This window comes from Pseudomonas marginalis (assembly GCF_001645105.1).
GTDB lineage: Bacteria > Pseudomonadota > Gammaproteobacteria > Pseudomonadales > Pseudomonadaceae > Aquipseudomonas > Aquipseudomonas petroselini.
This window is the reverse complement of record NZ_LKEG01000043.1, coordinates 73,255-87,575: the sequence shown is the minus strand read 5'-3', so window position 1 is coordinate 87,575 and position 14,321 is coordinate 73,255. Positions and strand designations below refer to the sequence as shown.

General features: G+C 62.0%; 14 protein-coding genes. 3 read left to right on the top strand and 11 right to left on the bottom strand.

Annotated features, from left to right (window positions below; genetic code table 11):
* Positions 1 to 151: 151 nt before the first annotated feature.
* The 3 genes from AO064_RS17575 to AO064_RS17565 form a co-directional block, all read right to left on the bottom strand.
* On the bottom strand, positions 152 to 2,500 hold the full coding sequence (locus tag AO064_RS17575; protein WP_064054139.1) for an FdhF/YdeP family oxidoreductase: 2,349 nt from the start codon (positions 2,498 to 2,500) through the stop codon (positions 152 to 154).
* A complete protein-coding gene (fdhD, locus tag AO064_RS17570; protein WP_064054138.1) occupies positions 2,497 to 3,336 on the bottom strand; it encodes a formate dehydrogenase accessory sulfurtransferase FdhD in 840 nt (279 codons plus the stop codon). The genes AO064_RS17575 and fdhD overlap by 4 nt, the downstream gene beginning before the upstream one ends.
* Positions 3,337 to 3,433: 97 nt before the next feature.
* Positions 3,434 to 4,321, bottom strand: a complete 888-nt coding sequence (locus AO064_RS17565; protein WP_012721703.1) for a LysR family transcriptional regulator — start codon at positions 4,319 to 4,321, stop codon at positions 3,434 to 3,436.
* Between the two features lie 132 nt (positions 4,322 to 4,453).
* Here AO064_RS17565 and lysM point away from each other — a divergent pair, with 132 nt between their 5' ends.
* Positions 4,454 to 4,894 (top strand): peptidoglycan-binding protein LysM, encoded by a 441-nt coding sequence (lysM, locus tag AO064_RS17560; RefSeq protein WP_012721704.1) that lies wholly within the window; start codon positions 4,454 to 4,456, stop codon positions 4,892 to 4,894.
* A gap of 108 nt (positions 4,895 to 5,002) precedes the next feature.
* Here the strand turns inward: lysM and yrfG are convergent, their stop codons facing one another.
* Positions 5,003 to 5,665 (bottom strand): GMP/IMP nucleotidase, encoded by a 663-nt coding sequence (gene yrfG, locus AO064_RS17555; protein WP_064054137.1) that lies wholly within the window; start codon positions 5,663 to 5,665, stop codon positions 5,003 to 5,005.
* Positions 5,666 to 5,752: 87 nt separating this feature from the next.
* On the opposite strand from yrfG, the gene nudE reads away from it, so the two are divergent.
* Both nudE and cysQ read left to right on the top strand, forming a co-directional pair.
* Entirely contained in the window at positions 5,753 to 6,319 is a 567-nt protein-coding gene (gene nudE / locus AO064_RS17550) for an ADP compounds hydrolase NudE (RefSeq protein ID WP_012721706.1), read from the top strand.
* Positions 6,316 to 7,152, top strand: a complete 837-nt coding sequence (gene cysQ / locus AO064_RS17545; protein WP_012721707.1) for a 3'(2'),5'-bisphosphate nucleotidase CysQ — start codon at positions 6,316 to 6,318, stop codon at positions 7,150 to 7,152. Before nudE ends, cysQ begins: the two co-directional genes overlap by 4 nt.
* A 66-nt stretch (positions 7,153 to 7,218) precedes the next feature.
* On the opposite strand, the gene AO064_RS17540 is transcribed toward cysQ, so the two are convergent.
* Genes AO064_RS17540 through rfbB form a run of 7 tightly spaced genes read right to left on the bottom strand, consistent with a single transcriptional unit; the run spans position 7,219 to position 14,281 of the window.
* A complete protein-coding gene (locus AO064_RS17540; protein ID WP_064054136.1) occupies positions 7,219 to 7,674 on the bottom strand; it encodes a YiiD C-terminal domain-containing protein in 456 nt (151 codons plus the stop codon).
* Positions 7,675 to 7,700: 26 nt separating this feature from the next.
* Positions 7,701 to 9,077, bottom strand: a complete 1,377-nt coding sequence (locus AO064_RS17535; protein ID WP_012721709.1) for a sigma-54-dependent transcriptional regulator — start codon at positions 9,075 to 9,077, stop codon at positions 7,701 to 7,703.
* The gene (locus tag AO064_RS17530; protein WP_064054135.1) at positions 9,074 to 10,882 is read right to left on the bottom strand and encodes a sensor histidine kinase; all 1,809 of its coding nucleotides are present in this window, start codon (positions 10,880 to 10,882) and stop codon (positions 9,074 to 9,076) included. Before AO064_RS17530 ends, AO064_RS17535 begins: the two co-directional genes overlap by 4 nt.
* 36 nt (positions 10,883 to 10,918) lie before the next feature.
* Positions 10,919 to 11,788: a dTDP-4-dehydrorhamnose reductase gene (gene rfbD / locus AO064_RS17525; protein ID WP_064054134.1), complete on the bottom strand. Its 870-nt coding sequence runs from the start codon at positions 11,786 to 11,788 to the stop codon at positions 10,919 to 10,921.
* Positions 11,785 to 12,330, bottom strand: a complete 546-nt coding sequence (rfbC, locus tag AO064_RS17520; protein WP_012721712.1) for a dTDP-4-dehydrorhamnose 3,5-epimerase — start codon at positions 12,328 to 12,330, stop codon at positions 11,785 to 11,787. The genes rfbD and rfbC overlap by 4 nt, the downstream gene beginning before the upstream one ends.
* Positions 12,327 to 13,202, bottom strand: coding sequence for a glucose-1-phosphate thymidylyltransferase RfbA (gene rfbA, locus AO064_RS17515; protein ID WP_064054133.1), 876 nt, complete (start codon positions 13,200 to 13,202; stop codon positions 12,327 to 12,329). The genes rfbC and rfbA overlap by 4 nt, the downstream gene beginning before the upstream one ends.
* Positions 13,199 to 14,281: a dTDP-glucose 4,6-dehydratase gene (rfbB, locus tag AO064_RS17510; protein WP_012721714.1), complete on the bottom strand. Its 1,083-nt coding sequence runs from the start codon at positions 14,279 to 14,281 to the stop codon at positions 13,199 to 13,201. Before rfbB ends, rfbA begins: the two co-directional genes overlap by 4 nt.
* Between the last annotated feature and the right edge of the window lie 40 nt (positions 14,282 to 14,321).

Below are 14,321 nucleotides of genomic sequence, written 5' to 3'. Positions count from 1 at the left end.
GCCATCGTTGTAGTGAGCGGGCTTGCCCCGCGCTGGGCTACGCAGCAGCCCCAATAAGAACGCCGCGTTGTCTCAGACACTCTGCGGCGCCTGGTTTTAGGGCCGCTTCGCAGCCCGCGCGGGGCAAGCCCGCTCACTACAGGTCCGGTGATCAGGCCGAGCGTGCCATGATCAAGCCATTGTTACTCGCCGCTTCCAAACGGATCGCCACGAACTTCGACGTCGGCGTATGGCTGCCATCCCCGGTGCTTTCCAGCGGCACCAGCGGGTTAACCTCCGGATAGTAAGCCGCTGCCTGCCCTGCCGGGATATCAAACGCCAGCAAGGTAAAGCCCTTCACGCGGCGTTCACGGCCGTCTTCCCACAATGACACGATGTCGGCCTTCTGCCCCGGCTTGAAGCCCAGGCGAATAATGTCGGCTTCGTTGACGAACAACACATCACGCTGGCCCTTGACCCCACGGTAGCGGTCGTCCAGGCCATAGATCGTGGTGTTGTACTGATCGTGCGAGCGCATCGACTGCATGATCAGGTCCGGCACGCGGCCGGTGGCGTGGGTGCGTTCGTGGATCAAGTCCTTGGGCAGGATGTTGGGGCGGAAGTTGGCACGGCCCGATGGCGTGTTCCAGCGGCGCGCACCGGCGGAGTTGCCCAAGTAGAAGCCGCCTGGGTTTTTGATCTTCTCGTTGAAGTCCTTGAAGCCTGGGATGGTGTCGGCGATCAGGTCGCGGATGCGGCTGTAGTCGGCCACCAGCCAGTTCCAATCCACCGGTTTGCTGCCCAGGGTCGCGGCGGCGATACCGGCCAGGATTGCCGGCTCCGATTTCATCAATTTCGACAGCGGCTGCAACTGGCCGTTGGAGCCGTGGACCATGCTGAACGAGTCTTCCACCGTCACCGCTTGCGGGCCTTCGGCCTGGATGTCGATGTCGGTACGGCCCAGGCACGGCAGGATCAGCGCGTCTTTGCCGTGCATCAAGTGGCTGCGGTTGAGCTTGGTGCTGATCTGCACGGTCAGGTCGCAATTGCGCAGCGCTTCGAAGGTGCGCGGGCTGTCCGGCGTGGCTTGGGCGAAGTTGCCGCCCAGGCCGATAAACACTTTGGAGCGGCCTTCAAGCATGGCGTGAATCGCTTCCACCACATTGTGGCCGTTGTCGCGCGGCACCTTGAATTGGAAGCGACGTTCCAGTGAGTCGAGGAACGCCACCGGTGGGCGTTCGTTGATACCCATGGTGCGGTCGCCCTGCACGTTGCTGTGGCCACGCACCGGGCACAGGCCGGCGCCCGGGCGCCCGATATTGCCGCGCAGCAGCATCAGGTTGGCGATTTCCTGGATGGTCGGCACCGAATGGCGGTGCTGGGTGATGCCCATCGCCCAGCACATGATCACGTTCTTGCCTTTGGCGTACATGCGCGCGGCTTGTTCGATCTCGACCAAGGGCAGGCCGGACTGCGCGACGATTTCATCCCACGAGGTGTCGTCGATCTTGCCCAGGTAATCCAGCACGTTGGTGGTGTGTTCGTTGAGGAAGTCGTGGTCGAACACGGCCTCTTTGCCTTCGGCCTGGGCCTCGCGTTCCCACAACAACAGGAACTTGGCCATGCCCCGCAGGATGGCCATGTCGCCACCCAGCGCCGGGCGGAAATACGCGGTGTTGGTCGGTTTGTCGCCGTTGGTGAGCATTTCCAGCGGGTGTTGCGGATGCTGGAAGCGTTCCAGGCCGCGCTCTTTCAATGGGTTGATACTCACCACCTGAGCACCGCGCGTAACCGCTTCACGCAGCGGTTCGAGCATGCGTGGGTGGTTGGTGCCGGGGTTCTGGCCCCAGACGAAAATCGCGTCGGCATGTTCGAAGTCATCAAAGGTCACGGTGCCTTTGCCCACGCCCACACTTTGTGCCAGGGCAACGCCGCTGGCTTCGTGGCACATGTTCGAACAGTCCGGAAAGTTGTTGGTGCCGTAGGCGCGCACGAACAGCTGATACAGGTACGCCGCCTCGTTGCTGGCGCGGCCCGAGGTGTAGAACTCGGCCATGTCCGGGCTGGGCAGGGCGTTGAGATGCTTGCCGACCAGGTCGAACGCCGCCTCCCAACTGATGGGCGTGTAGCGGTCGGTTTCGGCGTCGTAGCGCATCGGCTCGGTCAGGCGGCCCTGGTATTCCAGCCAATAGTCACTTTGCTCCAGCAAGGCCGTGACGCTGTGTTTGGCAAAGAACGCAGCATCCACGCGGCGCTTGGTGGCTTCCCAGTTCACCGCCTTGGCGCCGTTTTCGCAGAACTTGACCATGCCGCTTTCGGGCGAGTCGCCCCAGGCACAGCCGGGGCAGTCGAAGCCGCCGTTCTGGTTGGTCTTGAGCATCATGCGCAGGTTTTTCAGCGCGTTGTCGCTGGTCAACCAGGCTTGCGCCACGCTGATCAGTGCCCCCCAGCCGCCCGCCGGGCCTTTATAAGGCTTGTAGCGCGGGGTTGGGGTTTGGTCGGCTTGATGATGATTGCTCACGGCTGGTTCTCCATCGCAGGGCTGTAGACCCGCGGCGCACTTTTCTGCGGCAGGTGGATGAGATTGAGGTTATGCCGGCGTGCCCATTGCAGGGCCAGGCCGGTGGGCGACGACAGGCTGACCAGGGTCTGGATGCCCGCGCGCAGGACTTTCTGGATCAATTCAAGGCTGCAACGGCTGGTGACAATCGCCAGGCCGCCTTCGGTCGGAATCTTTTGGCGGATCAGCGCGCCGATCAGCTTATCGAGGGCGTTATGCCGGCCGATGTCTTCGCGACCCAGGAGCAATTCGCCTTGGCTGTTCATAAATACCGCGGCGTGCACGGCGCCGCTGTACTGGCCCAGGGGCTGGAACGCACTGATGCGCTGACGCAGGCCATCGAGCCATTCGGCGGGCGGCAGCGGCGCACCGGGCAGTACCTGAAGGTCTGGCAGCGCTTGTTCCACGGCTTCCACACCGCACAGGCCGCAGCCGCTGGTACCGGCCAATTGGCGGCGTTGCTGCTTGAGGTTCCAGAAGGCGCGGCTGGAAATCTGCACCTGTGCATACTGGGTAGAGCCGGTTCCGCTGAGTTTCAGGTCATAAATATCGCTAACGTCGGCAATAATGCCGCTGCCGATGCTGAAACCGACGATAAAGTCTTCCAGGTCCGTCGGCGTCACCAGCATCACCGCCTGGCTGATATCGTTGAAAGCAATCGCCAACGCCACTTCTTCCGCCAAGGCTGTGCTGGCGGATTCCGTGTGTTCGAGGTTGCAATACTGATAGCTCTGGCTGGCGGCGGGCGCGGGCGTTTCAAGAGCGGGCGCCGCGCAGACTGGGCGCTTGGCGTTCATGGGGCAGTACCACCGGCGGATTGGTCAGTGTTTAGACTAGGCGCGACAAAGCGTCGCGTCTAATTGCCAGTACTGATCTACCGATAGATGACGTCGATCAAGACTCTTTTTGCGATTTCTGAAACAGCGCGAAACACGCTTCCGCCAAGGCAGAGCGGGGTGCGCTGCGGCGCATGATCAGCCCCAGGCGCGCCAGGGTGTGGGCGTCGTCGATGGGTTGCAGGCGCAAATGCTCGGTGAGCGCGTCCAGGCCCCCGTCCAGGGGCATCACCGCGCAACAGAGTCCGCCGTGCACGGCTTGTAACAACTGATGGACGGCATCGGTTTGTAACAGCGGCTGCGGGTGCAAGCCCCGGCTGTGAAAGTTGTGGTCGATGGACTGGCGAAAGTGCATGCCGCTGGTGAGCATGCCCAAGGGCAGTTCGATCAGTGCTTCCCAGCTCAGCGGCGTGTCGCCGAAGCTGAAAAAGCGCTGGTCGTAAAGCAGGCCCATACGCGTTTCGCCCAAGGCCAGCGAGTCGAAGCGTTCATTGTCCAGCCGCTCCAGGTAGGACACGCCTAAATCCAGGCGATTGCTCGCCAGTTGTTCAAGGATTTGTTCGGAGCTGAGTGCCGACAGCTCGAAACGCAGGCTTGGGTGCTCTTTGTGCAGTTGCTGCATTAGTGCCAGTGGATCAAAGCTCGACAGTGGCACCACGCCCAGGCGCAACGTACCCACCAGGTTGCCGCGACAGGCGGCCGCTTCAGCCTGCAAGCCGTCATACGCCGCCAGCACGGTGCGTGCCCAGGCCAGTACCCGTTCGCCAGGCGCGGTGAACCCCTCAAAGCGCTGGCCGCGATTGACCAGGGGAAGATCAAGTTCTTCCTCAAGGCTGCGCAGGCGCATCGACAGGGTCGGTTGGGTGATATGGCATCGTGCCGCCGCCTGGCCGAAGTGACGCGTCTCGTCGAGGGCGATGAGGAATTTCAGCTGTTTGATGTCCATCTTCGCTCCAGGGCTTATTCCAATGGCGGGGGGATTCTAGCGCGTTTGGGTCTTTGGTCGGGCTGGAACCCAAGTCTGCGGGACTGGTCTAGTCTTTGGCATCTGGAAACCAAACATCAAGGAGAGCGCACCATGAGTCTTATTAGCTTTATTAAGGAAGCGGGCGAGAAGTTGATCGACCTGTTGACGCCGGGTAATGCGAACGCGAGTGAGCAGTTGAAGGAGCACGTGGCGAAAGTGGGTCTGGGTAATCCGAATGTGCAGACCACGGTGGATGGCGACAAGGTAACCGTCACCGGTGAAGTCGCCACCCAGGAAGAGAAAGAAAAGATTTTGCTGGCGCTGGGCAATATTGCCGGTGTGGCCAGTGTGGATGACCAGATCACCGTATCCGGCCCGGCCGTAGCTGCCGCCCGTTTCGTCGTGGTGAAAAAGGGTGACACCCTGAGCGCGATTTCCCTGGCGGTGTATGGCAACGCCAACCAGTACAACAAGATCTTCGAAGCGAATAAGCCGCTGTTGTCGCATCCGGACAAGATCTACCCAGGGCAGACGCTGCGTATTCCTGAGTAAAACGCAGAGCAAAATGTGGGAGGGGGCTTGCCCCCGATGGTGGTGTGTCAGTCACTGAATGTGTCTCTGATGCACCGCCATCGGGGGCAAGCCCCCTCCCACATGGGTTCAGAGTCCTTCAATGAGATCCCGGTAGTCGTCGACCGCCGCAAATTCCGCCGTGTCCTTCGGCCCCTTCCTGCTGTCCGGCTCCTTCACCGCGAGCAAATGCTCCACACCAAACGCTTGGGCACTGCGCAGGATCGGCAGGGTGTCGTCGATAAACAAGCTGCGGGCCGGGTCGAAGTTAATGTCGGCTTGCAGGGCATCCCAGAACTGCGGGTTTTCCTTGGCGAAACCGTAGTCGTGGGAACTGATCAACCGCTCGAAATACGGCGCCAGTTCAATGCGTTCCAACTTCAATGACAGCGAATCACGATGAGCGTTGGTGATCAGGATCACACGCTTGCCGGCCTGTTTGATCGCCGCCAGAAAGGTATCGGCGTCTGGGCGCAGCGCGATCAGGTGGGCGGTTTCCAGCTTGAGTTCACGTACCGGGATATTCAGCTCGGCACTCCAGAAATCCAGGCAATACCATTGCAACTGTCCCGCGTTACGCTCGAACAGTGGCTGCAACTCCATCTCGGCCATGGCGCGGCTCACCCCGTGCAACTCGGCGTAACGCTGCGGCAGGTGCTCCATCCAGAAGTGATTGTCGAAATGCAGGTCGAGCAGCGTGCCGTCCATGTCCAGCAGGACAGTGTCGATGGCGTGCCAAGGCAAAGAGGGCATGGGACGTTCTCATGTAAGTAAAGATATCCGACACAGACAATCGGAAAAGCCACGGTATAGTAACCCGATCACGCCAAGGAGCCGCTTATGCGCCAGAAACCCACCGTCCTCGCCCGCGAAATAGTCGCCAGTAGTCGTTTGTTCCGCGTGGAGGAAGTGCAATTGCGCTTTTCCAATGGCGTTGAACGGACCTACGAGCGCCTGGTGGGCCGCGGTGCCGGCTACGGGGCGGTGATGATTGTGGCGATGATCGACGAAGATCATGCGTTGCTGGTGGAAGAGTATTGCGGTGGCACGGATGAATATGAATTGTCCCTGCCAAAGGGCTTGATCGAGCCCGGCGAGGATGTGCTGGCGGCGGCGGACCGCGAGTTGAAAGAAGAAGCGGGCTACGGCGCGCGACAGTTGGAGCACATCACCGAGCTGTCGTTGTCGCCTGGTTATATGAGCCAGAAAATCCAAGTGGTGCTGGCCACCGATCTGTATGAAGAGCGCCTGGAAGGCGATGAGCCTGAGCCCATGCGTGTGGAGCGGGTCAACCTGCGTGAGCTGTCGCAGCTTGCGCAAAACGAGCAATTCAGTGAGGGCCGCGCCCTGGCCGCGCTGTACCTGGTACGAGACCTGCTGACCCAGCGAGGAGCGTTTAGCGCATGAGCGAACTGTTTTTAGGTCACCCGTTTATTGCCCCTGTGATCGAACTGGCCCGCCAGGCCGGTGAAGTGATATTGCCGTACTGGCGCGCCGACGTGGCCGTCACCTCCAAGGCTGACGATTCGCCCGTGACGGCAGCGGACTTGGCCGCTCACCATCTGATTCTCGCCGGCCTCACCGCGCTGGACCCAAGCATCCCCGTGCTGTCCGAGGAGGATGCCGATATCGACCAAAGCGTGCGTGCCGGCTGGCAGCGCTGGTGGTTGGTGGACCCGTTGGATGGCACCAAGGAGTTCATCGCCGGCAGTGAAGAATTCACCGTCAATATCGCCTTGATCGAACAAGGCCGGGTGATATTTGGCGTGGTGTCGATGCCCACCAGTGGCCGTTGCTACTTTGGTGGCGCGGGCCTCGGCGCCTGGCGCTCGGATGTGAATGAAGCGCCCAAGCAGATTCAAGTTCGCGAGGCGCCGGCGGCGGGCGAGTCGTTTACGGTGGTGGCCAGTCGTCGGCACACCAGCCCCGAGCAGGAACGCTTGTTGGACGGTTTGAGCGAAGGCCTGGGCGCACTGAAGCTGGCGAATATCGGCAGTTCGTTGAAGTTTTGCTTGTTGGCCGAGGGCAGCGCGGATTGCTACCCGCGCCTGGCGCCGACGTCGCAGTGGGACACCGCAGCCGCCCAAGGCGTGCTGGAAGGCGCGGGCGGTGAGGTGTTGGAGTTGAGCGGTGAACCGTTCAGTTACCCGGCGCGTGCATCGTTGTTGAACCCGTTCTTCCTGGCGTTGCCGGCGAAGGCAGCATGGCGTGAGCGGTTGCTCACCCTGGCCAGGTCTTAAGGCCACAGCCGATCAAAATGTGGGAGGGAGCAAGCCCCCTCCCACAGGTGTTTTGTGTCGTGGCGGTTAGCGGTGCAGGACGTACTGGCCAGTAAACGTCACCGCTCGTTCCTCACTGCCCTCATTCACAATCCACGTCTCCAACGTCAATCGCGCGCGGCCATAGCGCTTGTACGTCGCCACGAAACGTTTCCACACCTTCTCCTCCGGCGCCTGGCACACCACCGTCGCATCCCGCGTAACCGGCAGCGGATAACTGATCTGCCCCTCCTGAATCACGATATGCCCGTCTTCAATGCCTGCTTCGCGCAACTGCAAGTGCAGCCAGCCCCAGCCCGCCAACACCGCGCCGCAATACAGGCTGCCGCCGAACATGGTGCTCTTGTGGTTGATGTTGGCGTGCAAGGGCAGATGCAGTTCCAACCGTTGGTCGTGCCAGTCGAGCACCTTGAGGCCCATTTCCCGGGTAAGGGGGATGTCATGGTGAAGGATGGATTCCAGGTAACGGCTGTCGCGGCTCATGGCGGCCTCTTGGCGGGTGGGAGTGGTCATTCGTCATCGCCGCTTTGGTTGGCGAAATTCAGGCCGTGCTTGCGCAGTTTGTCGTGCAGTGTCTTGCGCGGTACGCCCAGGGCTTCGGCGAGGCTGCGCATGGAACCGTGGGGGCGAGTCAGTTCGGCCGCGATCAGGCTCTTTTCGAACTGCTCGACTTGCTCGCTCAGGCCGCCGGGTGTGGAGGTCAGGACGCCAGCCGCTGGGTTATCCGGCGAACTGTCCAGCGCCAGTTCCAGGCCCAGGGCGAAGCGTTCGGCGGCGTTCTGCAATTCACGTACGTTGCCCGGCCAGCTATGGCGCAACAGCAGCGCGCGCTGCCCCGGTTGCAGCTCATGCAGTGGCAGGCCGTGGCGGCTGCTGGCTTCGTCGGCGAAGTGCTGGAACAACATCAGTGCATCTTCACCGCGCTCACGCAGTGGCGGAATGCGCAGCGGCGCGACGTTGAGGCGGTAATACAAGTCGGCACGGAAGCGGCCCTGGTCGGCGGACTGGCGCAGGTCTTCCTTGGTCGCGGCGATGATGCGGATATCCAGCGGGATCAACTGATTGCCGCCCAGGCGCTCCACCACGCGCTCCTGCAACAGGCGCAAGAGTTTGACCTGTACATCCAGGCTCATGCTTTCAATTTCATCGAGGAACAAGGTGCCGCCGTTGGCGAATTCGAACTTGCCGATACGGCGCTTCTGCGCGCCGGTAAAGGCGCCGGGCTCATGGCCGAACAGCTCGCTTTCGACGACCGATTCGGCCAGCGCCCCGGCGTTGATCGCCACAAAGGGGCCGCTACGACGACTGGACAGGTCGTGCAGTGCGCGGGCGACCACCTCTTTGCCGGCGCCGGTTTCGCCGAGAATCAGCACATCAGCCTTGGTCGCGGCCAACGCGCCGATCTGTTCGCGCAGGCGCAGCATTTGCGGGGAGTGCCCTACCAGGCGCGTGCTCAGTTGCTGGCGGTCGCTGAGGGCCAGGCGCAGGCTGCGGTTGTCCAGCACCAGGCGGCGCAGGGCGAGGGCGCGACGCACGCTGTCGAGCAGGGCGTCGCTGGCGAACGGTTTTTCCAGGAAATCATAGGCACCGGCGCGCATGGCCTGCACTGCCAGCGGCACGTCGCCGTGGCCAGTGATCAGCAGCACCGGCAGGTCCGGGTCCTGGCCGTGCAGTTCTGCCAGCAACTCCAGACCGTCCATGCCGGGCATGCGGATGTCACTGACCACTACGCCTGGCCAGTCCCGTGACAAGCGCGCGGTGAGGCCGGTGGCTTCGCCCAGGGTCAGGACTTTCAGCCCGGCCAGGTCCAGGGTCTGGCACAAGGCCTGACGCAGGTGTGGATCGTCGTCGATCAACACCACCTGAATCTGGTTATCGATACTCATACACTGCGGTCCTCGGACGGTTGCAGACTGACGCCCGGCGAGCCGGCACGCAATTTCAAGGTTAACAGCGCGCCGCCTTCCTTGTGGTTGGCGAACAGCAGTTCGCCGCCAAAGGCACGCATCAGGGTGTCACAGATCGCCAGGCCCAAGCCCAGGCCCTGGGTGCGTGTCTTGGTGGTATAGAACGGCTCGCTGGCGCGGCCCAGGGCCTCCATGCAAAAGCCCGGACCGTTGTCGCGAATGTACAGGTTGACGCCCTGTTCGGTGGTTTCGGCACTCAGCCACAGTTTGCGCGGCGGGCCTTTTTCGGTGAGGGCGTCGAGGGCATTGGCCAGCAGGTTGCCCAGCACTTGGCGCAGGCGGGTTTCGCCGGCTTGCACCCACAGGGTCGCTTCCGGCAAGTCACGGATCAGCTCCACCTCCATCGACCGCCGCCGCTTGGCCAGCAACGCCAGCGCATCGTCCAGCGCCGGTTGCAGGGCCACGCTCTCTGGCGCATGGCGGTCGCGGCGGGCAAAGGCGCGCAGGTGGGCGATGATCGAGGCCATGCGCCCGGTCAGTTCGCTGATCAGCTTGAGATTGCCGCGCGCATCAGTGGTGCGCTCATGGTCGAGCAGGATCTCGGCGTTTTCCGCGTAGCTGCGAATCGCCGCCAGGGGTTGGTTGAGTTCATGGCTGATGCTCGCCGACATGGTGCCCAATGCCGACAGTTTGCCCGCCTGCACCAGGTCATCCTGGGCACGCACCAGCTCCTGCTGAGCGTGCTCGCGTTCCAGCACTTCCTGTTTCAGGCGACGGTTGAGGCCTTCCAGGTCGCTGGTCCGCTCGACCACGCGCGCTTCCAGCTCGCGACGGGCCTTGGCTTCAAAGGCAATGCGTTCCAGGTAATGGCGGCGGCGTTGCATCATCAACCCCAGCAGCAACATCAAGACCAAGAGCGTGGCGCCGCCCACCGCAACGACTGTACGCACCGGCCGGTTGATCAGCGAGCGCGGCGCGAGGATCTCCACGTTCCAGCCCGTCTCGGCGATGGCCGTTGATTGACGCAGCCAAGCGGTGCTGCTCAGGCTCAGCGGCTGCGGATCGCGGGTCGGGTAGGGCTGGATGGCGATGATGGCCTGGCGCTCTGCGGCGGTCAGCGGCCGGGTGGCGCGGAATCGCCATTGCGGGCGCGACGTCAGGATGACCACGCCGTTATGGTCGGTCACCAAGAGCTGTTCCGGGGTGTTGCCCCACAGGCTTTCGGTGTGGTCCAGGTCCACCTTGACCACCAGCACACCGATGATTTTCTCGCCATCACGCACGGCGGCAGCAAAGAAGTAACCGCGTTTGGCCGAGGTGGTGCCCAGGCCGAAAAAGCGCCCCAGGCGTCCGTCCATGGCTTCGCTGAAGTAGGGGCGGAACGAGAAGTTGCGCCCGACAAAGCTGTCCTGTTTATCCCAATTGGACGCGGCGAGGGTCTTGCCGCGGGTGTCCATCAGGTACATCACTTCCACTCCGGCCTGGGCGGCGACGTTCTTGAGCAGCAGGTTGGCGTTGACCAGGTTGGTGCTGACTTGGGGCGCATCCAGCGCTGTGCGCAGGGCCGGCAGGTCGCCGAGGATCTGCGGCAACACTTCATAGCGGTGCAGGGTGCCGAGCAGGTTGGCCACGTACAGATCGAGGGTCTGACGATTCTGCCCCGCCAGTTCGCTGCGGTAATAACGCTCAGCCAGGTGCTCCAGCGGCCACAGCAGCGGTGCCAAGCACAACGCCAGCAGGGCGAGGCTGCGCCAGCGGGGTCTACGCGGGAGGGATGGGGTCATGGGAGTCATGCGCCTGTGGGGACAGGCGCATTATGCCTAGTGCGGCTGTGCAAGACACTCGCGCAATGCGTCTTGCCAGCTCGGCTGGCTGACGTGCCATTGCTGCTGCAGGCGGCTGCAGTCAAGGCGCGAGTTCAAGGGGCGCTTGGCTGGCGTCGGGTAGGCACTGGAAGGGATCGCTTCCAGTTCGGCGCACGCTTTGCCCTGCGTGCGCAGATGCTCGCCAATGGCCTCGGCAAAACCGAACCACGAGGTCTCACCTTGGTTGGTCAGGTGGTAGATACCCCATTCTCCCGGTTCGCCCGCTTGCCAGCGCTCGATCAGCGCACGCGTGCTGCGCGCGATGCTGCCGGCCCACGTCGGCGCGCCGATCTGGTCGGCGACGATGCGCATCTGAGGTTTCTCCTGCAGCAGGCGCTGCATGGTCAGCAGGAAATTCTTGCCATGACTGGAATAGACCCAGCTGGTGCGCAGGACCAAGTATTCGCCGCCCACCGCCGCAATCGCCTCCTCGCCCGCCAGTTTGCTCTGGCCGTAGACGCCCAGCGGGTTCGGCGTGTCAGCTTCGGTATAGGGGGCCGGCTTGCTGCCGTCGAACACGTAGTCGGTGGAGTAGTGGATCAACGGGCTGCCCAGGGCCTTGGCTTCTTCTGCGAGAACACCAGGAGCAATGGCGTTGATCGCGAAGGCTGCGTCCGGCTCGCTTTCGGCTTGATCGACGGCAGTGTGGGCTGCGGCGTTGATGATCAGATCGGGGCGATGGACCCGGATTTGCTGGCGGATCTGGTCGGCGTTGGCCAGGTCAAGCTGGTCGCGGCCCAGGACGATGAGCTCGCCCAGGCCTTGGAGCTGCAGTTGCAGTTCTCGGGAGACTTGGCCGTGTTGGCCGGTGATCAAGACCTTCATGGGAAAAGGTCTGCCTCTTTCAGGCTTTTGCCGTTTTGATCCTTGCCGGACAGCGTCGGGGTACCGGCAAACTGCCAATCGATATCCAGATCAGCATCGTCCCAGCGAATGCAGCGTTCCGCAGAGGGCGTGTAGTAATCGGTGGTTTTGTAGAGGAATTCAGCAGAGTCACTGAGCACGACAAAACCATGGGCAAACCCCGGCGGAATCCACAGTTGACGGCTGTTTTCGGCAGACAAGCGCACGCTGGCCCATTTGCCAAAATGCGGTGAGCTGCGGCGGATGTCCACCGCTACGTCCAGCACTTCACCCGCTGTGACACGCACCAGTTTTCCCTGAGCGTGTTCGATCTGGTAGTGCAAACCGCGCAAGACGCCTTTTTGCGAACGCGAGTGGTTGTCCTGGACAAAATCCACGTGCTGACCAGTGGCTTGTGCGAAATTTCGGGCGTTGTAGCTCTCATAGAAAAAACCGCGTTCATCGCCAAAAACCTTCGGCTCGATGATCAGTACACCGGGCAACTCAGTGGCGGTCACATTCATGCAGTTTCCCCTGCGAGCGTGAAAAGATATTGACCGTAGCCGGTCTTGCCAAAGTACTTGGCACGCTCCAGCAGATGGTCACGGTCGATCCAGCCATTTTCGTAGGCGATTTCTTCCAGGCAGGCGACTTTCAAGCCCTGGCGATGCTCGATGGTCTGCACATAGGTGGAGGCTTCGAGCAGGCTGTCATGGGTACCGGTGTCCAGCCAGGCAAAGCCGCGGCCGAAGCGCTCTACGTGCAGGTCGCCACGCTTGAGGTAGGCGTTGTTGACGTCGGTGATCTCAAGCTCCCCACGGGGCGAAGGCTTAACGTCCTTGGCGATCTTGATCACGTCGTTGTCGTAGAAATACAGGCCGGTGACCGCATAGGGCGACTTGGGCTTGGCCGGTTTTTCTTCGATGGACAGGGCACGGCCTTCCTTGTCGAAGTCGATCACGCCAAAACGCTCCGGGTCCTTGACCCAGTAGCCGAATACCGTGGCGCCGCTAGCGCGCTCGGCCGCGGTGCGCAATTGATCGCCGAAGTGCTGGCCGTGGAAGATGTTGTCGCCCAGGATCAGGCACACCGGGTCTTCGCCGATAAACGCCTCGCCAATCAGGAACGCCTGGGCCAAGCCATCGGGCGACGGCTGTTCGGCATAACTGAAACGCACGCCAAACTGGCTGCCATCACCCAGCAGGTTGCGGTATTGCGGCAGGTCCACCGGTGTGGAAATCACCAGGATGTCTTTGATCCCCGCCAGCATCAGCACCGAGATCGGGTAGTAGATCATCGGCTTGTCGTACACCGGCAGCAATTGCTTGGAGACGCCTAGGGTAATGGGGTGCAAACGCGTGCCGGAACCGCCGGCCAATACGATTCCCTTCATCATGCAATCAGATCCTTAAAGTCGGTGTTGCCCAAACGTTCGCCCTGATAACTGCCGTCCTGGACCCTGCGGCACCATTCCAGGTTATCGAGGTACCACTGCACGGTCTTGCGCAAACCGGATTCGAAGGTTTCTTCAGGAACCCAGCCCAGCTCGCGTTCAATCTTGCTGGCATCGATCGCATAGCGCTGATCGTGGCCTGGGCGGTCCTTGACGAAGGTGATCAGGTCGGCAAATTGCGCGACCCCGGCCGGGCGCTGTGGCGCGAGCTCTTCGAGCAGGGCGCAGATGCCGCGCACCACGTCGATATTCTTCTGCTCGTTGTGCCCGCCAATGTTGTAGGTCTCGCCGACCACACCTTCGGTGACTACTGTGAGCAGTGCGCGGGCGTGGTCTTCGACGAACAGCCAGTCGCGCACCTGCAAGCCATCACCGTAGACCGGCAGTGGCTTGCCCGCGAGGGCGTTGAGGATCACCAGCGGGATCAGCTTCTCGGGGAAGTGGAACGGCCCGTAGTTGTTCGAGCAGTTGGTCAGCAAAACCGGAAGGCCGTAGGTGCGCTGCCAGGCGCGGACCAGGTGGTCGGACGCCGCCTTGCTGGCCGAGTACGGTGAGCTGGGCGCATAGGGTGTGGTTTCAGTGAACAGATCGTCCACACCATGCAAGTCGCCGTACACCTCGTCGGTGGAAATGTGATGGAAGCGGAACGCACGCTTGGCCGGCTCATCGAGCTTCTGCCAATAGGCGCGGGTGGCCTCGAGCAAGCTGTAGGTGCCGACGATGTTGGTCTGGATAAAATCCGACGGGCCGTCGATGGAGCGGTCGACATGGGACTCGGCTGCCAGGTGCATGATCGCCTGCGGCTCGAAGCGCGCCAGTACGGCGCTGACGGTGGCCTGGTCGACGATATCGGCCTGGACGAACTCATAGCGGCTGTCGGACGCGATGCTGGTCAGCGACTCCAGGTTGCCGGCGTAGGTGAGTTTGTCCAGGTTGAGCACTTGGTGCTCGGTGTTTTCAATCAAATGGCGGATCAGGGCAGAGCCGATAAAACCAGCGCCGCCGGTGATGAGAATGCGCATGTCGGGGGCCTTTTCCTTAGACGGACATTAAGCGAATGAA